This window comes from Cupriavidus sp. F041 (genome assembly GCF_057814235.1).
In genome coordinates this window covers 2846837-2870185 of sequence record NZ_JBVASY010000002.1, presented here as the reverse complement: position 1 = coordinate 2870185, position 23349 = coordinate 2846837, and the positions used below count along the sequence as shown (strand labels likewise).

Genomic DNA, 23349 nt, shown 5'->3' with positions numbered 1-23349 from the left:
TTGATGGTAGACAAGGTTGTCGGTACAGTACCGATACAGTTATGCAGAACATTCTCAGTACAGTGGCGGGAGCAAGGCATGAACAGCAGGGACCCGATTGCGCCAGGGCACAAGGATAAAGGAGCCGGGGCAGGCAAGCACGACGGCGCGGTCTCCGGCGCCGGCGAACAGGCGCGGTCATTGCGCCTGGTGCTGCCGCCCCCCACCGAACGCATGCCCGACCCGGTGCCCTCGGCGCAGATGACGCTGGTGGAGCAACTGACCGAATGGGCGCGGATGCGTATCGACGAGCGGGTGTTCCGCGCCGGCATGCGGATGCCTTCGATCCGCCAGCTCGCGCAGGAAAAGGGCATCTCGCGCTTCACCGTGGTCGAGGCCTACGAGCGGCTGGTGGCGCTGGGCTACCTGGAATCGCGCCGCGGCTCGGGCTTCTATGTGCGCGAGCGGACGCCGCAGGTGGCGGCGGTAGCGCCCGTGGCTACCGGCGCGCGCAATATCGACGTGACCTGGCTGTTGCGCAGCATGTTCCACTCCACCGAGCCGCATAAGTCGCCGGGGATGGGCTTCCTGCCCAACGACTGGCTGGATGGCGAGCTGATCGCCAGCGCGCTGCGCGGCCTGGGCCGCCAGCCGGGCAGCCATTTCCTGACCAGCGGCACGCCGCAGGGCTTCCTGCCCCTGCGCCAGCAACTGCGCAACCGCCTGGCCGAGCTGGAGATCGGCGCCACCCCGGACCAGATCGTGCTGACCTCCGGCATCACCCAGGCACTGGACCTGATCGCCCGGCTCTACCTGCGGCCGGGCGACGCCGTACTGGTGGGTGATCCGGCCTGGTTCGTCATGTTCGGCCGCTTTGCCGCCCAGGGCGCCCAACTGATCGGCATGCCCTACACCGCCGAAGGCCCCGACCTGGAAGCACTGGAGCGCATCCTGCAGGCGCGCCGGCCGCGCCTGATGGTGATCAACTCGGTACTGCACAACCCGACCGGCACCTCGCTGTCGGCCGCCAAGGCCTTCCAGCTGCTGCGGCTGGCCGAGCAATATGACCTGCTGATCGTCGAGGACGACATCTATTGCGACCTGTGCCCGCCCGGCCACGCCGCCACCCGGCTGGCCAGCCTGGACCAGTTGCGCCGCGTGATCTACCTGGGCAGCTTCTCCAAGACGCTGGCCGCCAACCTGCGGGTGGGTTTTATCGCGGCGCACCCCGAACTGGCCGCCAGCCTGACCGACAGCAAGCTGCTGGCGGGGCTGGCCTCGCCGGAGATCAACGAGCGAGTGCTCTATAAGGTGCTGACGGAAGGCCACTACCGCAAGCATGTGGAGCGGGTGCGCAACCGGCTCGACCGCGCCCGCGACGACACCCGCCGTACCATCGAACGGCTCGGCTTGACGCTGTTTCCCGGGCAGCACGCCGGCATGTACCTGTGGGCGGACACCGGGCGGGACACCAACGCCATCGCCACCGCCGGCCACGAAGAAGGCTACCTGTTCGCGCCGGGCAGCCTGTTTTCGCCCTCCCAGATGCCTTCGGGCTGGATGCGCTTCAACGTGGCCAGCAGCCAGGATCCCGATATGCTGGCCTTCCTGGCGCGCCAGCTGGAACGGCGCTAGCGCCGCAGCCGCCTGCGCGCCGCATCTTGAAAACGGCGCCGCCGCCCCTATGTTTGCGGACATTGGCGTAATGCCGGGCCGGCACCTGGAGGGGGCGGCCCGGCGTTGCCAGAAGTTCGCGCGGACCGGACCCGGAAGCTTTCGGGCCCGGTCCGCCACATGACCCAGATTCCCAAGTTAGCCAAGTTTGTTAAGAGGAGAACCATGACCGCACCGCACGAGACGATGAGCTTCCAGGCGGAAGTGAAGCAACTGCTGCACCTGATGATCCACTCGCTGTACAGCAACAAGGAAATTTTCCTGCGCGAGCTGGTTTCGAATGCTTCCGACGCCACCGACAAGCTGCGCTTCGAGGCGATTGCCAACCCGGCCCTGCTCGAGAACGATGCCGACCTGGCGATCCGCATCGAGGCCGATCCCGCGGCGCGCACGCTGAAGATCACCGACAACGGTATCGGCATGAGCCGTGACGAGGCGATCCGCAACCTCGGCACCATCGCCCGTTCGGGCACCAAGGAATTCTTCCAGCAACTCTCCGGCGACCAGCAAAAGGACGCCGCCCTGATCGGCCAGTTCGGCGTGGGTTTCTACTCGGCCTTTATCGTGGCCGACAATGTGACGGTGGAGACCCGCCGCGCCGGCCTGCCCGCGAGCGAAGCCGTACGCTGGGAAAGCGCCGGCGACGGCGAGTTCAGCGTGGACGCCATCGACCGCGCCGAGCGCGGTTCCACCATCACGCTGCACCTGCGCGAAGGCGAGGACGATTTCCTCTCGGCCTGGAAGCTCAAGGGCATCATCCAGAAGTACTCCGACCATATCTCTCTGCCGATCCGCATGCCCAAGGAAGTGTGGGATGCCGAGGCCAGCGCCTACAAGGCCACCGGCGAGTGGGAAAGCGTGAACCAGGCAAGCGCGCTGTGGACCCGCTCCAAGTCGGACATCACCGAAGAGCAGTACACCGCCTTCTACCAGCACATCGCGCACGACAACGAAGCGCCGCTGGCCTACACCCACAACCGCGTCGAAGGCCGCAGCGAGTACACGCAGTTGCTGTACGTGCCGGCGCGCGCGCCGTTCGACCTGTGGGACCGCAACCACAAGGGCGGCCTCAAGCTCTATGTGAAGCGCGTCTTCATCATGGACGACGCCGACCAGTTGCTGCCGGCCTACCTGCGCTTCGTCAAGGGCGTGGTGGATTCGGCCGACCTGCCGCTCAACGTCTCGCGTGAATTGCTGCAGGAAAGCCGCGACGTCAAGGCAATCCGCGAAGGCTGCACCAAGCGCGTGCTGTCGATGCTGGAAACGCTGGCCGACAGCGACGACGAAGCCGAACGCGCCAAGTACACCACCTTCTGGCAGCAGTTCGGCCAGGCACTCAAGGAAGGCCTGGGCGAAGACGCCGGCAACCTGGAACGCATCGCCAAGCTGCTGCGCTTTGCTTCCACGCAGCAGGACACCGCCGAGCAGAGCGTGGCGCTCGCCGCCTACGTGAGCCGCATGAAGGAAGGCCAGGACAAGATCTACTACGTCACGGCCGACAGCTGGTCCGCGGCCAAGTCCAGCCCGCACCTGGAAGTGTTCCGCAAGAAGGGCATCGAAGTGCTGCTGCTCACCGACCGCGTGGACGAGTGGATGCTGTCCTTCCTGCGCGAGTTCGATGGCAAGGAGCTGGTCTCGGTGGCGCGCGGCGACCTGGAACTGGGCGCGCTGGCCGATGCCGACGAGAAGGCCGAGCAGGAAAAGGCGGAAGGCGACTGGAAGGACGTGCTGGAAAGCGCCAAGACCGTGCTGGAAGGCAAGGCCAAGGACGTTCGCGTGACGCTGCGGCTGACCGAGTCCGCGTCCTGCCTTGTGTCGGACGAAGGCGACATGAGCGGCTACCTGCAACGCCTGCTGAAGCAGGCGGGCCAGAAGGCGCCGGACGCCCAGCCCATCCTGGAGCTGAACCCGGACCACGCGCTGGTGCGCAAGCTGCGCGCGCTGGTGGAAGCCGGCCCCACGGACGAAGCCTTCGGCGATCGCGTGCATGTGCTGTTCGACCAGGCCCTGCTGGCCGAGGGCGGCACGCTCGAGGATCCGTCGGCCTACGTGCACCGCATCAACAAGCTGCTGGCGTAACCCAAGCGGCGGTTTGCTCCCCTCTCCCCCGCGCACCGGTGGAGAGGGGGGGGCGGGCGCTGGCAGCAAGCCAACGCAAGGAAGCCGCGCAAGCGCTTGTCCGCCTCCGGGTCAGCCGGTTTCCGCGCGGTACACTCCCGCCATGCAAGTTCCTTCTCCCGCATCCCTCCCGGTTCTCCCTCCCGATCTCCAGCAAGGCCTGCCCCCGGTCATTGACCGGCACACCCGCGTGCTGGTGCTGGGCAGCTTTCCCGGCGCCGCCTCTTTGGCAGCGCAGCAGTATTACGCCCACCCGCGCAACCAGTTCTGGCCGCTCCTGGGGGCGCTGACCGGCGAGCCGCTGGCGGAGCTGCCTTACGCGGAGCGGCTGGTGCGGCTGCTGTCCCACCGCATCGGCGTGTGGGACGTGCTCGGCGCCTGCGTGCGCGAGGGCAGCCTGGACAGCAATATCCGTCACCCGCAGGCCAACGACTTCGTGCGGCTGAAGGCGCTGGCGCCAGAGCTGCAGCGGGTGGGCTTCAACGGCGGCACCTCGGGACGCTTCGCGCAGCAGTTCGCGGCGGCCGGCTACGAGACGGTGGTGCTGCCATCGTCCAGCCCCGCCCATGCGGCGCGCAACTTCGCGCAGAAGCTGGAGTTGTGGCGCGCGCTTCTGTCACAATCGCGGCCATGAATCACGGTGGCACGCCGCCGTCCAACGCTATGCAGGTAGATCGACAATGCCATACCTAGGAATTGGTTTTCACGTCATCGTCGCGGTGTTCTTTGCCGTGCATGCGGTGCGCACGCAGCAGAACATGTACTGGCTGCTGATCCTGTTTGCCTTCCCGGGGCTGGGCAGCGTGGTGTATTTCTTCGCCATCTACCTGCCCGGCCTGCGCCAGACGCGCGGTGCGCGGGCCGCCACGCGCGCCATCGGCCAACTGGTCGACCCCAACCGCGCGGTGCGCGAGGCGCGCGACGCATTCGACCGGGCGCCCACCGTCGATCATCGCATGCGCCTGGGCGCCGCCTTGCTGGATGCCGGCGACCCCAAGGCCGCGCTGGAACACTACGAAGCCGCCGCCAGCGGCCCGTTTGCCACCGACCCGGCGCTGCTGCTGGGCCTGGCGCGCGCGCAGTTCGCCACCGGCGGCCATGCCGCCGCCGTGGCCGCGCTGGAACGCCTGTTCGCCGCCCAGCCGCAGGGCCGCCTGCAAGCCGATCCCGCCTTGTTGTATGCGCGCGCGCTGGCCGCCTCGAACGCGCCGGGCACGCGCGCCGCATTCGAGCAAGCGCTCACCTGCGCCAGCGACGCCGCCGCGCGCTGCCTGTTCGCCGACTGGCTGGCGGGGCAGGGCACGCCGGCCGACCGCGAGCGCGCCCAGGCGCTGTACGCCGAGATCGTGCACGACGGCAAGCACTGGCCGCGCCACGCCCGCGAGCACAACAGCGAATGGCTGCGGCGCGCCCAGAGCGCGCTCGGCAAAGCGTGAGCTGAACGACCCGGCGCGGACCTTCGCATCGCGGGGCCATCGCCAGCCGCCGTATTACGTGCCGCCTATGCGGGCGGCATATCGACTTGTTTTCTCCTGACCACCATGACTCTTCTCAAACGCAAATCGATCGAAGCCGAGGCCTCGCGCCGTCCCGCACGCGGCACGCGCAGCCGCGACGGCGCGCAGGCGGCGCCGCGCGAGGAAAAGCGCATGACGCCGCGCTTCGCGCCGGTGACATTCTCTGAAATGGAGGGCGTGCGCTACCTGCATTTCGGTACCGAATGGGTGCAGGGCGCGATGCGCCTGCGCAAGCCCGATGCCATCGAGCTGGAGTACGCGCAGCAGATGATGGCGTGGCTGCTGTTCCTGTCGCCGTCGGCGCCGGATTTCCACGTGGCGCAACTGGGTCTGGGCGCGGCCGCGCTGACCAAGTTCTGCCATCGCCAGTTCAGCCGCGCGCGCGTTACCGCGGTGGAGCTGAATCCGTCCGTGATCGTGGCCGGGCGCAGCATGTTTGGCCTGCGCGAGGACGACGAGCGCCTTAGCGTGCGTGAGCAGGATGCCTGGGACTACGTGATGGACGGCGCCCACACCGGCGCTCTGGATGTCCTGCAGGTCGACCTCTACGATGCCACCGCGCGCGGACCGGTGCTGGACACGACAGCCTTCTACAAGGCCTGCCGCCGCGTGCTGAAAGCACCGGGCGTGATGACCATCAACCTGTTCGGCGATCACGACAGCTTTCCCAAGAACATCGTGCGGATCTGCGAAGCCTTCGATAATCGCGTGCTGGTGTTCCCCGAGGTGCACGACGGCAACGTCATTGCCCTGGCCTTCAACGGCCCGGCGATCGATGTGTCGTGGGATGTGCTGGAAGCGCGCGCCAAGGTGGTGGAGGACAGCACCGGCCTGCCCGCGCGCGACTGGGTGAAGAAACTGCGGGCAGCGAATGCGCGGCAGGAGGACGGGTTGCGGATCTGAGGCGGCTGCCTTGCCGCTTGCGGCGCCGGCCCTCGCCGCCGGCGCCGCAAGTAAAGAGCGCTTCAGCGCTCTGCCTTACTGCTTGTGGAAGAACTGGGCGAGCGACCATTCGTCGGTACGCGCTTCATACTTCAGATCCTTGCGCATTGCCCACATCGCCAACTGGCTATGTGAAGGAACAATGGCATGATCCGCCAGCGCAAACTTGGCCGCGATCCGCGCATTCTCCTCCCGCGCCTTGTCGCTGCTCACCGTAGTCAGCGATTTCTCAATCAGCTGGTCTAGCTGCGTATTGCTGTACTTGCCCCAGTTCCACGTTCCGAATCCCGTCTTGGGGTTCGGCGTCCCGGTGATCGAGCGCAGCGCCACGTCGGCCGCCGCCGACCCCCAGCCCAGCATCTCGAACGCAAAGTCTCCCTGGCGCGCGCGCGTGAAGTACGCAGCCACCGGCAGCGTCTCCACCTTGGTCTGGATACCGATGCGCGTCAGCATGCTGGCGGTAGCCTGCGCCACCGCGGCATCGTTCAGGTAGCGGTTATTGGTCGCGTGCAGCGTCAGGCCAAAGCCATCCGGATAGCCTGCCTCGGCCAGCAGCTTCTTCGCGCCTTCGGGGTCATAGGCCTCGGGCTTGGTGCCGGGATGGCCAAAGATCTGCGGCGAGACAATGGAGGAGGCCGGCACTGCCAGCCCTTCCATGATGCGGTTGACGATGGCGTCGCGGTTCAGCGCCTTGCTGATCGCGGCGCGCACGCGCGCGTCCTTGAACGGGTTCTTGCCAAGGGGCTTGCCGGCCTTGTCGGTGACGAAGGGCGGGTTGTCGCGCGACTGGTCCATCTGCCAGAAGATGGTGCGCCACGAGACCTGCTGCTCGATGCGGAACTTGGGGTTCTGCCTGAGCTTGGCCACGTCGGCGGAGGGCACGCTTTCGATCACGTCCACGTCGCCGGACAGCAGCGCCGCGCTGCGCGCGCCGTTGTCGGTGATGATGCGGAAGATCGCACGATCCCATTCGACCTTGGGACCCCAGTAGTCGGGGTTCCTGGCCATCACGATTTCCTGCCCGCGCGCGAAGCGCACGAACTTGAAGGGGCCGGTGCCGATCATTGCCTTGCCCGAATCGAAATCGGCCTGGGTCAGCGTGGCCGCGATCTTCTTCGGCATGATCGGCACGCTGTTGAGGTCGTTGGCCAGGTTGGCGTAGTTGGGCACGCTCATGGTGAGGCGCACGGTGAGCGGGTCGGGCGTGTCGATGCGCGCGATCGGCTTGGTGTAGCTGGTGAAGGAGCCGGGGCTATTGGTGAGTTTGTCCGGGCGCTCCAGCGAGGCCTTGACGTCTTCGCTGGTGAACGGCGTCCCGTCATGCCATTTCACGTTGGGGCGCAGCTTGATTTCCCAGGTGATGGCGTTGACCGGCTTCCATGACAGCGCCAGGCCGGGGATGTAGCGGGCGTTCTTGTCCATGAACACCAGCGACTCGAAGATGTGCAGCGCGATGGCGTTGTTCGGTCCGGCGTTGTTCCACTGCGGGTCCATCGAGGTCACGTCGGCGGACAGGCCGATGCGCAGGTCTTCGGCCTGCGCCGCGCCGGCGGGCAGCAGTATCAGCGCGGCGCCGCCGAGCACGAGTGCGGCGCCGGCTTGCAGCAGCGCGCGGCGCGGCATCAGGGCGGCAAGGACGTCAGGCGGGCTTGAAGGAGCGCCGGCAGGGCGATCTGCGGCGCGGGCTGGAAGGCTGCGGCTACGGCGTGTTGCGGGCATCGGGATGCGCTCCTCGTACGGGCCGGTCCTCGGGCGGGGAGGGCGTCGGCGGGTTCTCAGATGGGGTGGCGGGTCCGGCTTGCCGGTCTGAATCTCCACCCGGCTGCCCGCATTGTGCCGCCAAAACGACATCGGTGTGCGATACGGGCGTCATATGCTTATGCTCCCAGCAAGGGGTGGCGCATGTCCATGGCATGCACCGCCTGCTTGTCCCCGGGCCTGCCCGCAGCCGGTAGAATCCCGCCCATGTTCGCCAACTCCCGCACCATCACCTCGGCCCAGGCCGATGTCCACGACCACCTCGCGGCGCGTGTCGCCCGCCACCTGGCTGAGCCCTTTCGCAAGCCGATCGGCGAGCCCAGCCGGCGCGCGCTCGATCTTGCGCTGCAGCAATGGCAGCAGGCCGGCACCGCGCCGCTGATCCTGGACGCAGGCTGCGGCGTGGGGGAGAGCACCTTGCGCCTGGCCACGGCGTTTCCTGGTCATTTTGTGATCGGCGTGGACCAGTCGGAGAAGCGGCTGACCAGCGGCAAGGACTGGTGGGCAGGGCCGATGCCAGCCAATTTCGCCTGGGCCCGTGCCGATCTGGTCGATGTCTGGCGGATGCTGCAGGCGGATCGCGTCCCGGTGGAGCGCCATTACGTGCTGTATCCCAACCCCTGGCCCAAGATCGGCCACCTCGGGCGGCGCTGGCAGGGCCATGCGGTGTTCCCGGCGCTGGCTGCGTGCGGAGACTATCTGGAGTGCCGCAGCAACTGGCAGGTCTATATCGATGAGTTTGCCCAGGCGCTGGCGCTGGTCGGCCGGCCGGCGCGGGTCGAGCCATGGCGGCCGGCGGAGGCCATCACGCCGTTCGAGCGCAAGTACGCCGCCTCCGGCCATGCGCTGTGGCGCTGCGTGAGCGAGCCCGTGGCAGCCTGACACCGGGAGCCCGGCAAATAAAACGGCCCGCGCAAGGCGGGCCGTCGGTCAGGCGGGTGGAGAAACGCTCAGTGGAACAGCGGTTGCTGCGTGGGCGCGTCTTCCGGCAGTTCGGCGTGCACGATCTCGCCCGAGCGGTCGGCGTAGAGCGGCGTACCGCAGTCTTCACAGTACTCCGGGTCGAACAGCGCGGCGTGGCGGAAGATGTCTTCCACGCCGGCGTTGCGCAGTTCCTCGCAGATCTGCTCCAGCGGGTTGTCCTTTTCGCTGGCGTCGATCTCGCCAGACTCGCGGCCATACACCGGCCAGACGATGCCGTAGATCACATCCTTCTCGCCGCGCATGGTAAAGCCGACGCGGTACTCCTCGACTTCCTCCTCGCCGAAGGCCGCCACCACGGCGGCCATCTGGCCGGCGGGCACGTCCAGCGTGCCGCACAGGTAGTTGACGGCGGCGCGCACGGTGAGCGGGCGGATGCTCTTGTCGGACTCGCGGCAGGACAGGAAGAAGGCGTCGGGCAGCAGCAGCTCGAACTCGCAGCCGGGCATCAGCAGCGCGATCGAAGGCTGGACCTGGGTGCGCCATTGCTCCAGGCACACCGTGCGCTCGGCATGGTGCTCCTTGGCGTCCTCCTGCCAGCGGAACAGTGCCTGCTCGTGTGGCGCCACCACCACGGCCAGCAGGTAGCGCGGATCGGCCAGGATCGGCGCGGTCTCCGGCAGGTCGCGCAGATCGACCTTGGGCGTGGTGCCGGCCATGGCGGCCGAAACGAGCTTGTAGGTCAGGGCAAAGGTATCGCTGTGCGTGCGCGGCAACTGGTCGATGCTGTACAGGTAGGGCGACAGCGCCATCTTGGTATTGGTCGCCAGCACATGCGCCTGCATGTGTACCGCCAGGGTCTGCGACAGCTCGGGCTTGAGCGCGCCGGACGGGATGGCGTAGCGGGTGTGGGCCAGGATGGGGGCGGCGATCAGCAGGGCGTCGTAGCTGACGCCGTCGATTTCGACGGTGGCCGACTCGGCCAGGGTCTCGGCTTGTTCGGCGAGCACGTCGGAGGCGTCGGCGTTGTGCTTGAACAGGTGTTCGAGCGCGGCGTCGAGCGCGGACTGGCTGCCGTTCTTCAGGAGCCGGCCCAGGCGCTGCGAGAGCCGCCGCTCCCAATACACATCCTCCATGCGGCTGCCCGAGGCATCGAGCGCAAGCGCATCGGCCACCAGACGCTCGGCGTCAGGCGAAAGACGTTGGGAAGCCTTGGGGCGAAAACCTGCCATAAGTCGAAATCATCCGTTTTTCGGTAAAACGGTATTCTACTCGCTGCGTTGACAAAAAAAGCCGCCAGGTGCCGGGCGGCTGTTTTGCGTGATGCCGGACAGGCTTGCGCGGGCCTCGAAGCGCCGGGGCTGTTACTTCTGCGCGGGCGCTTGCGGCGTCTCCGGCGCGTGGGTTTCCACGCCGTGCTGCTCGCCGCCCATCGAAATGTCGCCGCCCTTCGACAACATATAGAGTGCCGCGCCGGCGATGACGACGAATGCGATGAAAATCTTTGCCATGGTGTCTTCTGTGCGTTTGAGGCGGGCAGGCCGACATGGCTGCCCTGCGCGATGCTGTGTCTTGTTGTTGCATCGGAGTGTGGCAGGGCAGGCTTGCGTGGAACTTACACCGGGGCATGCTTGGGGCAAGCCTGGGTCAAGCGGCGGTGGCTGCGCTTTTAGCCCGGCTGCCGGGCTCGCCGGGCGCTGTGGCAGGTAAGCGCTGCCGCAAAGAAAAACGCCGCTGGCCATGTCCTCCATAGAGGTGCACGGCCAGCGGCGTCGCCCCAAAGCCCCTGAGGGCCCCGGGCTTGCCGGTCAGGCGGCCAGCAACTGACGCAGCACGAACGGCAGGATGCCGCCGTGGTTGTAGTAGTCGACTTCGATCGGGGTGTCGATGCGCAGCAGCACCGGCACGCGCTGCACGTCTCCGTTGGCGCGCTTGATCACCAGCGTCACGTCCTGCTGCGGCTTCAGGTCGCCTTCGATGCCTTCGATGTCGAACGTCTCGTTGCCGATGATGCCCAGCGTCTGCACGCTGTCGCTGCCTTTGAACTGCAGGGGCAGCACACCCATGCCGACCAGGTTGGAGCGGTGGATGCGCTCGAAGCTGCGCGTGATCACGGCCTTCACGCCAAGCAACTGGGTGCCCTTGGCGGCCCAGTCGCGCGACGAGCCGGTACCATACTCTTCGCCGCCGAACACCACGGTGGGCGTGCCTTCGGCGATGTATTTCATGGCGGCGTCGTAGATCGACATTTCGTCGCCGGTGGGCTGGTGCAGCGTGACGCCGCCTTCCACGCGCGAGCCATCGGCCTTGACCGGCAGCATCAGGTTCTTGATGCGCACGTTGGCAAAGGTGCCGCGCATCATGACCTCATGGTTGCCGCGGCGCGAGCCGTAGCTGTTGAAGTCCGCCTTGAGCACGCCGTTGGCCAGCAGGTACTTGCCTGCGGGCGACGATTCCTTGATCGAACCAGCCGGCGAGATGTGGTCGGTGGTCACGGAGTCGCCAAAGACGCCGAGCGCGCGCGCATTGCGCACGCTGGCCTGGGTCGCGGCCGGTTCCATGCCGAAGCCCTCGAAGAAGGGCGGCTCGGCGATATAGGTGGACTTCGGCCAGTCGTAGACCTGGCCCTTGGTGCCCTTGACCTTGGCCCACAGCTTGCTCGGCTTCTTGACCTGCTCGTAGTTGACCTTGAAGACCTTGGCGTCCATGGCGTACTTCATCAGCGCATGGACTTCTTCCGAGGTCGGCCAGATGTCGCCGAGGTAGATCTCGCGGCCGCCCTTGCCCGTGCCCACCGGCTCGGTCATCAGGTCGCGCGTCACGTTGCCGGCGATGGCGTAGGCCACCACCAGCGGCGGCGAGGCCAGGAAGTTGGCGCGGATATTCGGGTGGATGCGTGCCTCGAAGTTGCGGTTGCCCGACAGCACGGCGGCCGCAACCAGGTCATTCTTGGTGATCGCCTCGTTCAGCTCCGGCGTCAGGTCGCCGGCGTTGCCGATGCAGGTGGTGCAGCCGTAGGCGGTCACGCCGAAACCCAGCTTGTCCAGGTAAGGCAGCAGGCCGGCGGCCTCCAGGTACTCCGTGACCACGCGGCTGCCGGGGGCGAGCGACGTCTTGATGTGCGGCGCAACCTTGAGGCCGGCTTCCACCGCCTTCTTGGCCAGCAGGCCAGCGGCCAGCAGCACGCTCGGGTTGGAGGTATTGGTGCAGGACGTGATGGCGGCGATCAGCACATCGCCGCTCTTCACGTTGACGCCGTCCGTCGTGGTGTAGGTCTTGTCCAGTTCGGCGATGTCCTTGTTGAACCCGTTCTCGGCGGTCGGCTTGGCGAACAGCGAGGCAAAGGTGGACTTGACGTTGCCAATCTCGATGCGGTCCTGCGGGCGCTTCGGGCCGGCCAGCGAGGGGGCCACGGTGCCGAGGTCCAACGTGACCACGTTGGTGTAGTCGATCTCCCCGGCCTTGGGGATGCCGAACATTTTCTGGGCGCGGAAATAGCCTTCGAAGGCGGCGATTTCTTCTTCGGTGCGGCCGGTGCCCTTGAAATAGTCGATGGTCTTCTCGTCAACCGGGAAGAAGCCCATGGTGGCGCCGTATTCAGGCGCCATGTTGCCGATGGTGGCACGGTCAGGCAGCGCCAGGCTGGCGGTGCCTTCGCCGAAGAACTCGACGAACTTGCCGACCACTTTCTCGCGGCGCAGCATTTCGGTGATGGTGAGCACCAGGTCGGTCGCGGTCACGCCTTCGCGCAGGCGGCCCTTCAGTTCCACGCCGACCACGTCGGGCGTCAGGAAATAGACCGGCTGGCCCAGCATGCCGGCTTCCGCCTCGATGCCGCCCACGCCCCAGCCCACCACGCCGATGCCGTTGATCATGGTGGTGTGGCTGTCGGTGCCGACCAGGGTGTCCGGGTAGTACACGCCGTCCTTCTTGTGCACGCCGCGCGCCAGGTATTCCAGGTTGACCTGGTGCACGATGCCGAAGCCCGGCTGCACCACGCCGAAGGTGTCGAAGGCCTGCATGCCCCACTTCATGAACTGGTAGCGCTCGTTATTGCGCTGGAATTCCAGTTTCATGTTCAGGTCCAACGCATTCTTTTCGCGGAAGTGGTCGATCTGCACGGAGTGGTCGACCACCAGGTCCACCGGCACCAGGGGCTCGATCTTCTTTGGGTTCTGGCCCATCTTCTCGGCCACGTTGCGCATGGCCGCCAGGTCGGCCAGCAAAGGCACGCCGGTGAAATCCTGCAGCACCACGCGCGCCACCACGAAGGGGATCTCGTCGACGCGCTCGGCGACGGGCTTCCAGTTGGCAAGCTGCCTGACGTGTTCTTCAGTGACCTTCTTGCCGTCGCAGTTGCGCAGCACCGATTCCAGCACGACGCGAATCGATACCGGCAGTCGCTCGACCGCTACGCCGAGTGCCTTGCCCAGTTGCGGCAAGGAATAGAACTGACCCTTGCCGGACGGGCCGGTCTTGAATTCTTTCAGAGTCTTATTGAGATTGTGGGGCATTGCCTTACTCCAATCGAAGGATGGTGCGGACTAGCTTGTGGACTCGTAAATCTGCGTTTCGCCGCTGGCGGCCGGTGAAACAAGCCTGCCTCGCGGCGCCCGGCGCCCTGGAGGCGCCGTTGTTCATGCCTACTGCCTGCTGCTTGTGTTGTGCTTTCTTGCTTTTCTTGCTGATTGATTCTTGCTGATCTGCATTGCTGCTGCGTGGCATTACCAATGTACGCGCCGCGTGGATTTTAGGGCAAGCCGGCAGGCCCCGTCAGCCTGCCAGGCCCAGTTCATCCGCTTTTTTCCGCGGCTCAGATCACGTACAGGTCGACGTACTCGTTGACCGGCATCGCTTCCAGGCGGGCCTGGTCCAGCGACGCGGCCAGGATGGCCTGCTGCTGCCTGGCGGGGAAGCGGCGCGCCAGGTTGGTCTTGAACTTTTCCACCAGTAACGGGATGCCATCGTCGCGGCGGCGCTTGTGGCCGATCGGGTATTCCACGACCACTTCCGGGAGCACCGTGCCGTCGTTCAGTTCCACGGTCAGCGCATTGGCGATCGAGCGCTTTTCCGGGTCGTGGTAGTCGGCCGTGAACTGCGGCTCTTCCACGCACACGATCTTGTCGCGCAGCGCGTCGATTCGCGGGTCTGCCGCGACCTTGTCTTCATAATCCTCCGCGGTCAGGCGGCCGAACAGCAGCGGCACCGCCACCATGTACTGGATGCAGTGATCGCGGTCGGCGGGGTTGGCCAGCGGGCCCTTCTTGTCGATGATGCGGATGCAGGCCTCATGGGTGCGGATGGTGACCTTCCCGACGTCGGCTGCCGACTTGCCTGCGGCGGCCAGCTGGCCGTGCAGGGTCATGGCGGCTTCCACTGCGGTCTGCGAGTGGAATTCAGCGGGGAAGGAAATCTTGAACAGCACGTTCTCCATCACATAGGAGCCGTACGGGCGCTGGAACTTGAAGGGCTGGCTCTTGAACAGCACGTCGTAGAAGCCCCAGCCCTTGGCACTGAGCACCGAGGGATAGCCCATCTCGCCGGTCCTGGCGATCAGCGCCAGGCGCACGGCGCGGCTGGTGGCGTCGCCCGCGGCCCAGCTCTTGCGGCTGCCGGTGTTGGGGGCGTGGCGGTAGGTGCGCAGCGATTGTCCGTCGACCCAGGCGAGGGACACGGCGTTGATGATCTCGTCGTAGGTCAGGCCCAGCATCTGCGCGACGACAGCGGTGGATGCCACCTTGACCAGCACCACGTGGTCCAGGCCGACCTTGTTGAAGGAGTTTTCCAGCGCGATGCAGCCCTGGATCTCGTGGGCCTTGATCATGCCGGTGAGCACGTCCTTCATGGTCAGCGGCTTGCGCCCGGAGGCCACATTGTTGCGCGAGAGCCAGTCGGCGGTGGCGAGGATGCCGCCGAGGTTGTCCGAGGGGTGACCCCATTCGGCCGCCAGCCAGGTGTCGTTGAAATCGAGCCAGCGGATCATGGCGCCGATATTGAAGGCGGCCTGGACCGGGTCGAGCTGGAATTGCGTGCCGGGCACCTTGGCGCCGTTGGGGATCATCGTGCCGGGCACGATCGGGCCCATCAGCTTGGTGCAGGCCGGGTATGACAGGGCTTCCAGGCCGCAGCCGAGGGTGTCGATCAGGCAGTTGCGGGCCGTGTCGTAAGCAAGCGCGCTCTTGATCTGATAGCGGGTGACGTAGTCGACCATGTCGACCAATACCTTGTCAGGTTCCGGGCGAACGTTTGGAACGTGTGCAGACATGGGGTCCCCTCGGGTATTTGTGCTTCCTGGTGCCCATGGAAATAGCCGGGCGAGGCCCGGCTATGTCACCCGGTTACTGCTTCTGCGCGGCATCGGCTGCCGGGGCCGACGGGGCGACCAGCAGGGGAGTGGCGACCGGGGCACGCAGTGCGCCCGCCTGGGTCGGCGCCGAGCCGCCAGCCTGCATGTCCGCGGTCTGGCACTCGTCGGCCAGGCGCTGGCCGGCGTTCTTGTTGAACAGCATGGCCTTGCTCGGGATCACGACCAGGTCCAGGCCGGAGCGGGCGTCGAAATAGCGGTCGGCGCCGGTCACGGTGGACAGGCGCGGCAGGCGGTAATCCTTGCCCTCCCAGTTCACGGTGATGACTTCGTCACGCTGCATATTGCCGCCGATGTACAGGACATGGCCCAGTTCGCACTGCCATTTTTCGCCATTCGGCACGGCAGCGGTTTCAGTGGTTGCCGTCTTCTTGGTCGGGGCCTTCTTGGCAGGGGCCTTCTTGGCGGGAGCAGCCTTCGCGGCCGGATCCTGGGCCGTCGCGACGCCGGCGGTGGTCAGCGTGAATGCGCCGATACAGGCGGCGAGGACAAGATGCTTCATTCTGTGGGTTCCTTCTGGAGTTGGGTCAAAGGCGGTGGATTGCCGGCTGAGGCCGACAGACACATATCCGCCGCTATTCTCTACGATTTGAAAGTCAGGGCGTAGTACCCCTACCATCGGTTACACAATTGGGCCTCGCTGCGGGCCCGGTCAAGGCAGTTTTGCTTCATGGTAGGACGGTTCTCCACTTATTTACGCTTGCCGATCGGCACGAACTTCAGGTTTTCCGGCCCGGTGTAGTTGGCGCTGGGGCGGATGATCTTGTTGTCGATGCGCTGCTCGATGATGTGGGCAGCCCAGCCGGAGGTTCGCGCGATCACGAACAGCGGCGTAAACATGGCGGTCGGCACGCCCATCATGTGGTAGCTCACCGCGCTGAACCAGTCCAGGTTGGGGAACATCTTCTTGATGTCCCGCATCGTGGTTTCCAGCCGTTCGGCGATGTCGAACATCTTGGTCGAGCCGGCGTCCTTCGACAGGCGCCGTGCCACGTCCTTGATGATCTGGTTGCGCGGGTCGCTGATGGTGTACACCGGGTGGCCGAAACCGATCACCACTTCCTTGTTTTCCACGCGGCGCACGATGTCGGCCTGGGCTTCATCTGGGCTGTCGTAGCGCTTCTGGATCTCGAACGCCACTTCATTGGCGCCGCCGTGCTTGGGGCCGCGCAGCGCGCCGATGGCGCCGCAGATCGACGAATACATATCCGAGCCCGTGCTGGCGATCACGCGGCCGGTGAAGGTGGAGGCATTGAACTCGTGCTCGGCGTACAGGTTGAGCGAAGTGTGCATCGCACGTTCCCACTGCGCCGACGGTTTCTGGCCGTGCAGCAGGTGCAGGAAGTGGCCGCCGATGGAGTCGTCGTCGGTCTCGACCTCGATGCGCTTGCCATTGTGGCTGTAGTGGTACCAGTACAGCAGCATCGAGCCGAGGCTGGCCATCAGGCGGTCGGCGATGTCGCGCGCGCCAGGGGTGTTGTAGTCGTCCTTTTCCGGCAGCACGGTGCCGAGCACGGACACGCCGGTGCGCATCACGTCCATCGGGTGGGCGCCGGCGGGCACCCATTCGAGCGCGGCCTTGACGTTGGCGGGCAGGCCGCGCAGGGCCTTGAGCTTGGCCTTGTAGGTGGTGAGTTCGGCGCGTGTGGGGAGCTTGCCGTGCACCAGCAGGTGGGCGATCTCTTCAAACTCGCAGGTCTCGGCGATGTCGATGATGTCATAGCCGCGGTAGTGCAGGTCGTTGCCGGTACGGCCGACCGTGCACAGCGCGGTATTGCCGGCGGTCACGCCCGACAGGGCGACGGATTTCTTCGGCTTCGGGGTGTTCTGCGGGACTGGCTGCTGCTCTGACATCGCGTCTCCTGTCTGGCCTCTCACCCGCGCCTGGCCCGGGCTGGACCCTGTGTCATAGGGTGGTCATTGCCTGGGGGCACCTCGCAAATGCCGCGAGATGCCATGCCCCAGGCAGCGTTCATGCAAAGAAGCGGTCCAGCACATTGCCCGGCAGGTCGGCGCCGGTGGCATGCGCACGCTGCAGCAGCGACCAGTAATAGCGGTAGCTGGCGCGGTCGTGCAACTGGCCCTGGTGGCGGATCGGCGCCCAGTTGTTCTCATAGGCGGCCATCAGTATCTCGCTGGCCGCGCCGATCTCCGCGCCGCCGGGGCGGAAGGCCGCCACGATCGGCTGGATCTGGCTGGGGTGGATGCTCCACTTGCGCAGGTAGCCGAACTCGGCACGCGCCCGTATCGCATCGTCTCCGGCGCGCGCGGGCTGCTCGATATCGGTGCTGACATTGTGCGACGGCACTTTGCCATGACGATGGCAGGCTGCCGAGATCTCGAGCATGGCACGCCGGATCAGCGGGTGCTCGAACTGCTGCGGCGAGCGCATGGCTTCGCCCGGAATGGCGCCGTGGTGCGCCGAGACGAAATCCATCAAGCCGAAGCTGAGGCATTCCACCTGCACCAGCCGGGCGATATCGAAAGCCTGCTCCAGCGCGGCGTGCGTCTCTATCAGCACATGAATGGGGATGTGGCGCGCAATGCCAGCCGCGCGCGCGGCCTGGTTGACGTGGTCGGTGACGCGGGCGACCTCCACCACGTCGGTTACCTTGGGCACCACCACATAGGCCAGGCGGGCGCCGGCACTGCCGACCAGGATGTCGATGTCCTGGCGCCAGCTGGCATGGGCAGGGTCGTGTATGCGGACGCCCACGCGGTTGAAGCGGTTCAGCGGGCCGTTGATAAGGCGAGCGCACAATTCGGCGTGATCGCGCTCCAGGCCCACGGCGGCGCCGTCTTCGCAGTCGAAGGTGATATCGAACACGGGCCCAAGCTCTTGCTGCAGGGCAAGCGATTTCAGCATCAGCTTTTCGCTGCCGGCATAGTGGTCGCAGACCGGCAGTTGCGTCGGAATGGCTTCGCCCTGGAACAAGACCTCGGAAGGATGCACGTTATTCAATCGGATAGCGGTTGAGGGAGGGGAGAGAAGGACGGGGCGCCAGAATGAAGAAACCGGAGCCCGCGCCGATTCGTGAATCGTTGCGGGGCTCCGGTTTAGTCATTGGCGGTGCCTGGATCAGCCGAGCAGATGCTGCACGCCAGCACGCTCTTCTTCCAGTTCCTTGAGCGTGATGTTGATCTTTTCCCGGCTGTAGGCATCGACTTCAAGGCCCTTGACCATTTCATACTTGCCGTTGGCGGTGGTCACCGGGAAGCCGAACATGGTGTCCTCGGGGATGCCGTAGGAACCGTCCGACGGGATGCCCATGGTGACCCACTTGCCGTTCGAGCCCAGGATCCAGTCATGCACGTGGTCGATGGCGGCGTTGGCGGCCGAAGCTGCCGACGACAGGCCACGCGCCTCGATGATGGCGGCGCCGCGCTTGCCGACGGTCGGCAGGAACACGTCGTTGTTCCAGGCGTGGTCGTTGATCAGGTCCTTGACGCTCTGGCCGTCGACGGTCGCGTAGCGGTAGTCGGCGTACATGGTCGGGCTGTGGTTGCCCCAGACGAACATCTTCTCGATCGACGCGACCGGCTTGCCGGTCTTGGCGGCGATTTGCGACAGGGCACGATTGTGATCCAGGCGCAACATGGCGGTGAAGTTTTCCTTGGGCAGGCTCGGAGCCGACTTCATCGCGATATAGGCGTTGGTATTGGCCGGGTTGCCGACCACCAGCACCTTGATGTCGCGGGCGGCGACTTCGTCCAGTGCCTTGCCCTGCACCGTGAAGATCTGGGCGTTGGCTTCGAGCAGGTCCTTGCGCTCCATGCCCTTGCTACGCGGACGGGCACCGACCAGCAGCGCGACGTTGGCGTCCTTGAACGCGACCTTGGGGTCGTCGGTGATCACCACGCCTGCCAGCAGCGGGAATGCGCAATCTTCCAGTTCCATCACCACGCCCTTGACGGCGGCCTGGGCTTGCGGGAGGTCGAGCAGTTGGAGGATGACCGGCTGGTCTTTGCCGAGCATGTCGCCATTGGCAATGCGGAACAGCAGGGAGTAGCCGATCTGGCCAGCGGCGCCGGTGACTGCGACGCGCATTGGGGCTTTAGCCATGAGTAATTCTCCAAACAAGAAGAGGGGGAAACTGGTCGGTGGCGAGCCGGACGGGGGTCCGGACGTCACCGGGTGCGGATTTGTCGCCACGGCGGCAGGCGGCAATCCACCGGCGCGCTGCTAGCGATGCCGACTGGAGAGAGCCACAACGGGTCATGGGGTGCGACAAAGCGTAAGTCTACTGCGAAGAGGGGTGCCGTATCCAGAGTGGATGCCAGCGTGAAACCTGCGGGAGTGTAGGCCGGCTCAATTGTGTTGTCAATTCATATGTCTTATATAAGACATAAGACATTTGATGTCGGGCTGGACGCCCTTTGCCATTTTGTGGTGAAATTCGGTTATGTCATCCCTGCCCCCGTCCCTCGCCGGCACTGCCGTTGCTGCAGTGCAGGATAACGGCGCCGCTGCGCCCGGCGCCGGGACGCAGCCGTCCGCGGCCGCGGCGGCCTCGCCTACGTTCAGCCCGCTCTATCAGCAGATCAAGGCGCTCATCACGCAGAGCCTGCAGTCCGGCGAATGGAAGCCAGGCGAAATGATCCCCAGCGAGATGGACCTTGCCGCGCGCTACAAGGTCAGCCAGGGCACCGTGCGCAAGGCGATCGACGAACTCGCGTCCGAGAACCTGGTCGCGCGCCGGCAGGGCAAGGGCACCTTTGTCACGACGCACCACGAGGATGGCGTGAAGTTCCGCTTCCTGCGCCTGGTGCCGGACGAGGGCGAGCCACATTATGGCGCAAGCCAGGTGCTGGAGTGCAAGCGCCTGCGCGCGCCGGCCGAAATCGCACGCCTGCTGGACATCCGCACCGGCGATAGCGTGGTGCAGATCCGCCGCGTGCTGTTTTTCTCCGGCGAAGCCACCGTGCTGGACGAAATCTGGCTGCTGGGTACCAACTTCAAGGGCCTGACTGCCGAAAAGCTGACCGAATGGAAGGGGCCGATGTATGCGCTGTTCGAGGCCGAATTCGGCACGCGCATGATCCGGGCCACCGAGAAAATCCGCGCCGTGGCGGCAGATAGCGCCACCGCCGCCCTGCTGTCCGTCGATGCGGGGACGCCGCTTTTGTCCGTCGAGCGGGTCTCGTTCACTTATGGCGACCGGCCCGTCGAGGTCCGGCGCGGGCTGTACGTCACCACCCGGCACTATTATCAGAACGATTTGAGCTGAGCTGCCGTGTGGAAATCCGGGTGGATTATTGCCGACGCCGCCATGGCGGACCCCGCCGTTGCGCAAAGCGAGGAAGATTACCGGGCGGCGCAGTTGCGTTCGATTGTCGGGCACGCCATGTTGGTGCGCGATAGCTGAAAATTATTGGTGCGCCGCGCAACAAAGGCGCTAAAATTATCGGGATTTGCTCCGGCTGCATCCATTTGCATCCAGAGCGCTCAGTAGTTTTGTTTTTTGTTTACCGCAAAATGGGGTCTCGCATGGCTGAAGCCAAACAAGCCAGGCCGGAGTTCCGGAACATCCATGTGACGCAGCTGGCGCGTTACAGGTTGCCCTGGGCCGGCAAGGTGTCCATCCTGCATCGCGCAAGCGGTGCTCTGATGTTCCTCCTCCTTCCTTTCGTCCTGTATCTCTTCGAGCAGAGCGTCACTTCCGAACTGAGTTTCGCAAAGTTCTCGGCGCTGCTGTCCGGTGGCTTCGTCAAGCTGGTTCTGCTGGCCCTGATCTGGGGTTACCTGCACCACTTCTGCGCTGGCATTCGTTTCCTGCTGCTCGACGTGCACGTCGGTGTGACCAAGGCCGCTTCGGCCAAGTCCGCTGTTTCCGTGCTGGTCATCAGCCTGTTGCTCACCGCGGTGTTCGGCCTGAAGCTGTTCGGCCTGTTCTGAGGAGAGAGTCAACGTGGCAAATAATAATATCGGTCCCAAGCGTCTGGTCGTCGGTGCGCACTACGGTCTGAAAGACTGGCTCGCGCAGCGCGTCACCGCTGTCATCATGGTGGTCTTCACCGTCGTGCTGGCAGTCGCCTTCCTGCTCTCGAACGGCGCTTCCTACGAAGCGTGGGCAGGTCTCTTCGCCAACCAATGGATGAAGATCATCACGTTCCTCACCATCCTGTCGCTGCTGTTTCACGCCTGGATTGGCGTGCGCGACATCTGGATGGACTATGTGAAGCCGATGGCCGTGCGCCTCGTGCTGCAAGTTCTTACGATTCTGTGGCTCGTCGGTTGCGCGGGCTACGCAGCTCAGATTCTCTGGAGGGTGTAATAAATGGTCGCAGTCAAGACAGGATTGCCGCGTCGTCGCTTTGACGTGGTCATCGTCGGGGCGGGCGGCGCCGGGATGCGCGCATCCCTCCAGCTCGCAGAGGCCGGCCTGAACGTGGCCGTGCTCTCCAAGGTTTTCCCGACCCGCTCGCACACCGTGGCAGCGCAGGGCGGTATCGGTGCCTCGCTCGGCAACATGAGCGAGGACAACTGGCACTATCACTTCTACGACACCATCAAGGGTTCCGATTGGCTGGGCGACCAGGACGCAATCGAATTCATGTGCCGTGAAGCGCCCAAGGTGGTCTACGAGCTCGAACACTTCGGCATGCCGTTCGACCGCAACCCCGACGGCACCATCTACCAGCGTCCGTTTGGCGGCCACACGTCCAACTACGGCGAGAAGCCGGTCCAGCGCGCTTGCGCCGCGGCCGACCGTACCGGCCACGCACTGCTGCATACGCTGTACCAGCGTAATGTGCGCGCCAAGACGCACTTCTTCGTCGAATGGATGGCGCTGGACCTGATCCGCGACGCCGACGGCGACGTGCTGGGCGTGACCGCGCTGGAAATGGAAACCGGCGAAGTCTACATCCTCGAAGCCAAGACCACGCTGTTCGCCACCGGTGGCGCCGGCCGTATCTATGCCGCTTCGACCAACGCCTTCATCAACACCGGTGACGGCCTGGGCATGGCGGCGCGCGCAGGTGTGCCGCTGGAAGATATGGAGTTCTGGCAGTTCCACCCGACCGGCGTGGCCGGCGCGGGCGTGCTGATCACCGAAGGCGTGCGCGGCGAAGGCGGTATCCTGCGCAACAAGGACGGCGAGCGCTTCATGGAGCGCTATGCGCCGACGCTGAAGGACCTGGCGCCGCGCGACTTCGTCTCGCGCTCGATGGACCAGGAAATCAAGGAAGGCCGCGGCTGCGGCCCGAACGGCGACTACGTGCTGCTGGACCTGACGCACGTTGGCGCGGACACCATCATGAAGCGCCTGCCGTCGATCCGCGAGATCGGCGTCAAGTTCGCCAACGTGGACGCGATCAAGGAACCGATCCCGGTGGTGCCGACCATCCATTACCAGATGGGCGGTATCCCGACGAATATCAATGGCCAGGTGGTGGCGCCGAAGAACGGCAATCCCAACGAGGTCATCAACGGTTTCTACGCGATCGGCGAATGCTCCTGCGTGTCGGTGCACGGCGCCAACCGCCTGGGCACCAACTCGCTGCTGGACCTGGTGGTGTTCGGCCGTGCGGCCGGCAACCACATCGCGGCGACGGCGATCAAGCAGAAAGAGCACAAGCCGCTGCCGGCCGACGCCGCCGACCGCGCCATGTCGCGCCTGGCCAAGCTGCAATCGTCGACGTCGGGTGAATATACCCAGGACGTGGCCAACGACATCCGCAAGAACATGCAGTCGCATGCGGGCGTGTTCCGTACGCAGAAACTGATGGACGAAGGCGTCGAGCGCATCCTGGAAGTGACTGAGCGAGCCAGCAACATCCACCTGAAGGACAAGTCCAAGGTCTTCAACACCGCGCTGGTGGAAGCCCTGGAAGTGGCCAACCTGGTGGAAGTGGCGAAGGCCACCATGATCTCGGCCGCGGCCCGCAAGGAGTCGCGCGGTGCGCACGCGCACAGCGACTTCCCGAATCGCGATGACGAGAGCTGGCTCAAGCACACCCTGTTCTACAGCGAGGGCAACCGCCTCGAATACAAGCCGGTGAAGATGAACCCGCTGACGGTGGAAAGCGTTCCGCCCAAGGCCCGGACCTTCTAAGCACCGCCGTAGACGACCC

General features: G+C 65.3%; 19 protein-coding genes. 10 read left to right on the top strand and 9 right to left on the bottom strand.

Translation table 11 applies throughout. From position 1 onward, the window contains the following. Positions 1 to 78 precede the first annotated feature (78 nt). From ACZY0R_RS30625 to ACZY0R_RS30605, 5 genes are all read left to right on the top strand, one after another. Positions 79 to 1614, top strand: coding sequence for an aminotransferase-like domain-containing protein (locus ACZY0R_RS30625; RefSeq protein WP_488863674.1), 1536 nt, complete (start codon positions 79 to 81; stop codon positions 1612 to 1614). Positions 1615 to 1818: 204 nt separating this feature from the next. Then, on the top strand, positions 1819 to 3732 hold the full coding sequence (gene htpG, locus ACZY0R_RS30620) for a molecular chaperone HtpG (protein WP_488863672.1): 1914 nt from the start codon (positions 1819 to 1821) through the stop codon (positions 3730 to 3732). A gap of 142 nt (positions 3733 to 3874) precedes the next feature. Next, entirely contained in the window at positions 3875 to 4405 is a 531-nt protein-coding gene (locus ACZY0R_RS30615) for a DNA-deoxyinosine glycosylase (protein WP_488863670.1), read from the top strand. 46 nt (positions 4406 to 4451) lie between these two features. Then, the gene (locus tag ACZY0R_RS30610) at positions 4452 to 5207 is read left to right on the top strand and encodes a tetratricopeptide repeat protein (protein ID WP_488863668.1); all 756 of its coding nucleotides are present in this window, start codon (positions 4452 to 4454) and stop codon (positions 5205 to 5207) included. A gap of 105 nt (positions 5208 to 5312) precedes the next feature. Then, positions 5313 to 6191, top strand: a complete 879-nt coding sequence (locus ACZY0R_RS30605) for a class I SAM-dependent methyltransferase (protein ID WP_045237422.1) — start codon at positions 5313 to 5315, stop codon at positions 6189 to 6191. Positions 6192 to 6266: 75 nt separating this feature from the next. Here ACZY0R_RS30605 and ACZY0R_RS30600 read toward each other — a convergent pair whose 3' ends face one another. Then, positions 6267 to 7853: an ABC transporter substrate-binding protein gene (locus ACZY0R_RS30600; RefSeq protein ID WP_488863666.1), complete on the bottom strand. Its 1587-nt coding sequence runs from the start codon at positions 7851 to 7853 to the stop codon at positions 6267 to 6269. Between the two features lie 342 nt (positions 7854 to 8195). Between ACZY0R_RS30600 and trmB the strand changes: the two genes are divergently transcribed. Further along, positions 8196 to 8870: a tRNA (guanine(46)-N(7))-methyltransferase TrmB gene (gene trmB, locus ACZY0R_RS30595; RefSeq protein ID WP_488863664.1), complete on the top strand. Its 675-nt coding sequence runs from the start codon at positions 8196 to 8198 to the stop codon at positions 8868 to 8870. Positions 8871 to 8938: 68 nt separating this feature from the next. On the opposite strand, the gene ACZY0R_RS30590 is transcribed toward trmB, so the two are convergent. From ACZY0R_RS30590 to ACZY0R_RS30555, 8 genes are all read right to left on the bottom strand, one after another. Further along, a complete protein-coding gene (locus tag ACZY0R_RS30590; protein ID WP_488863662.1) occupies positions 8939 to 10141 on the bottom strand; it encodes a DUF2863 family protein in 1203 nt (400 codons plus the stop codon). Between the two features lie 132 nt (positions 10142 to 10273). Beyond that, entirely contained in the window at positions 10274 to 10420 is a 147-nt protein-coding gene (locus ACZY0R_RS30585; RefSeq protein ID WP_017224713.1) for a hypothetical protein, read from the bottom strand. A gap of 297 nt (positions 10421 to 10717) precedes the next feature. Continuing rightward, positions 10718 to 13423, bottom strand: coding sequence for an aconitate hydratase AcnA (gene acnA, locus ACZY0R_RS30580; RefSeq protein WP_488863660.1), 2706 nt, complete (start codon positions 13421 to 13423; stop codon positions 10718 to 10720). Positions 13424 to 13722: 299 nt separating this feature from the next. Then, positions 13723 to 15174: a bifunctional 2-methylcitrate dehydratase/aconitate hydratase gene (locus ACZY0R_RS30575; protein WP_488863658.1), complete on the bottom strand. Its 1452-nt coding sequence runs from the start codon at positions 15172 to 15174 to the stop codon at positions 13723 to 13725. A gap of 73 nt (positions 15175 to 15247) precedes the next feature. Further along, positions 15248 to 15775 (bottom strand): hypothetical protein, encoded by a 528-nt coding sequence (locus ACZY0R_RS30570; protein ID WP_488863656.1) that lies wholly within the window; start codon positions 15773 to 15775, stop codon positions 15248 to 15250. 188 nt (positions 15776 to 15963) lie between these two features. Then, positions 15964 to 17127, bottom strand: coding sequence for a bifunctional 2-methylcitrate synthase/citrate synthase (prpC, locus tag ACZY0R_RS30565; protein WP_488863654.1), 1164 nt, complete (start codon positions 17125 to 17127; stop codon positions 15964 to 15966). A gap of 118 nt (positions 17128 to 17245) precedes the next feature. Then, positions 17246 to 18226 (bottom strand): HpcH/HpaI aldolase/citrate lyase family protein, encoded by a 981-nt coding sequence (locus ACZY0R_RS30560; protein WP_488863652.1) that lies wholly within the window; start codon positions 18224 to 18226, stop codon positions 17246 to 17248. Positions 18227 to 18352: 126 nt separating this feature from the next. Beyond that, a complete protein-coding gene (locus ACZY0R_RS30555) occupies positions 18353 to 19336 on the bottom strand; it encodes a malate dehydrogenase (RefSeq protein ID WP_488863650.1) in 984 nt (327 codons plus the stop codon). Positions 19337 to 19676: 340 nt separating this feature from the next. Between ACZY0R_RS30555 and ACZY0R_RS30550 the strand changes: the two genes are divergently transcribed. The 4 genes from ACZY0R_RS30550 (at position 19677) to sdhA (ending at position 23330) form a co-directional block, all read left to right on the top strand. Next, complete coding sequence (locus ACZY0R_RS30550) at positions 19677 to 20501, top strand: GntR family transcriptional regulator (protein WP_488863648.1); 825 nt, start codon at positions 19677 to 19679, stop codon at positions 20499 to 20501. A 260-nt stretch (positions 20502 to 20761) separates the two neighbouring features. Further along, entirely contained in the window at positions 20762 to 21169 is a 408-nt protein-coding gene (sdhC, locus tag ACZY0R_RS30545; RefSeq protein WP_488863646.1) for a succinate dehydrogenase, cytochrome b556 subunit, read from the top strand. A 13-nt stretch (positions 21170 to 21182) separates the two neighbouring features. Continuing rightward, complete coding sequence (sdhD, locus tag ACZY0R_RS30540) at positions 21183 to 21548, top strand: succinate dehydrogenase, hydrophobic membrane anchor protein (RefSeq protein ID WP_006161623.1); 366 nt, start codon at positions 21183 to 21185, stop codon at positions 21546 to 21548. Between the two features lie 3 nt (positions 21549 to 21551). Then, positions 21552 to 23330, top strand: coding sequence for a succinate dehydrogenase flavoprotein subunit (sdhA, locus tag ACZY0R_RS30535; protein WP_488863644.1), 1779 nt, complete (start codon positions 21552 to 21554; stop codon positions 23328 to 23330). Positions 23331 to 23349 lie beyond the last annotated feature (19 nt).

What these genes read in the sequence shown, in the direction of transcription:
- ACZY0R_RS30625 (WP_488863674.1), top strand. Translation starts at nt 79, where the DNA reads ATGAACAGCAGGGACCCGATTGCGCCAGGGCACAAGGATAAAGGAGCC.
- htpG (WP_488863672.1), top strand. Translation starts at nt 1,819, where the DNA reads ATGACCGCACCGCACGAGACGATGAGCTTCCAGGCGGAAGTGAAGCAA.
- ACZY0R_RS30615 (WP_488863670.1), top strand. Translation starts at nt 3,875, where the DNA reads ATGCAAGTTCCTTCTCCCGCATCCCTCCCGGTTCTCCCTCCCGATCTC.
- ACZY0R_RS30610 (WP_488863668.1), top strand. Translation starts at nt 4,452, where the DNA reads ATGCCATACCTAGGAATTGGTTTTCACGTCATCGTCGCGGTGTTCTTT.
- ACZY0R_RS30605 (WP_045237422.1), top strand. Translation starts at nt 5,313, where the DNA reads ATGACTCTTCTCAAACGCAAATCGATCGAAGCCGAGGCCTCGCGCCGT.
- ACZY0R_RS30600 (WP_488863666.1), bottom strand. Translation starts at nt 7,853, where the DNA reads ATGCCGCGCCGCGCGCTGCTGCAAGCCGGCGCCGCACTCGTGCTCGGC.
- trmB (WP_488863664.1), top strand. Translation starts at nt 8,196, where the DNA reads ATGTTCGCCAACTCCCGCACCATCACCTCGGCCCAGGCCGATGTCCAC.
- ACZY0R_RS30590 (WP_488863662.1), bottom strand. Translation starts at nt 10,141, where the DNA reads ATGGCAGGTTTTCGCCCCAAGGCTTCCCAACGTCTTTCGCCTGACGCC.
- ACZY0R_RS30585 (WP_017224713.1), bottom strand. Translation starts at nt 10,420, where the DNA reads ATGGCAAAGATTTTCATCGCATTCGTCGTCATCGCCGGCGCGGCACTC.
- acnA (WP_488863660.1), bottom strand. Translation starts at nt 13,423, where the DNA reads ATGCCCCACAATCTCAATAAGACTCTGAAAGAATTCAAGACCGGCCCG.
- ACZY0R_RS30575 (WP_488863658.1), bottom strand. Translation starts at nt 15,174, where the DNA reads ATGTCTGCACACGTTCCAAACGTTCGCCCGGAACCTGACAAGGTATTG.
- ACZY0R_RS30570 (WP_488863656.1), bottom strand. Translation starts at nt 15,775, where the DNA reads ATGAAGCATCTTGTCCTCGCCGCCTGTATCGGCGCATTCACGCTGACC.
- prpC (WP_488863654.1), bottom strand. Translation starts at nt 17,127, where the DNA reads ATGTCAGAGCAGCAGCCAGTCCCGCAGAACACCCCGAAGCCGAAGAAA.
- ACZY0R_RS30555 (WP_488863650.1), bottom strand. Translation starts at nt 19,336, where the DNA reads ATGGCTAAAGCCCCAATGCGCGTCGCAGTCACCGGCGCCGCTGGCCAG.
- ACZY0R_RS30550 (WP_488863648.1), top strand. Translation starts at nt 19,677, where the DNA reads ATGTCATCCCTGCCCCCGTCCCTCGCCGGCACTGCCGTTGCTGCAGTG.
- sdhC (WP_488863646.1), top strand. Translation starts at nt 20,762, where the DNA reads ATGGCTGAAGCCAAACAAGCCAGGCCGGAGTTCCGGAACATCCATGTG.
- sdhA (WP_488863644.1), top strand. Translation starts at nt 21,552, where the DNA reads ATGGTCGCAGTCAAGACAGGATTGCCGCGTCGTCGCTTTGACGTGGTC.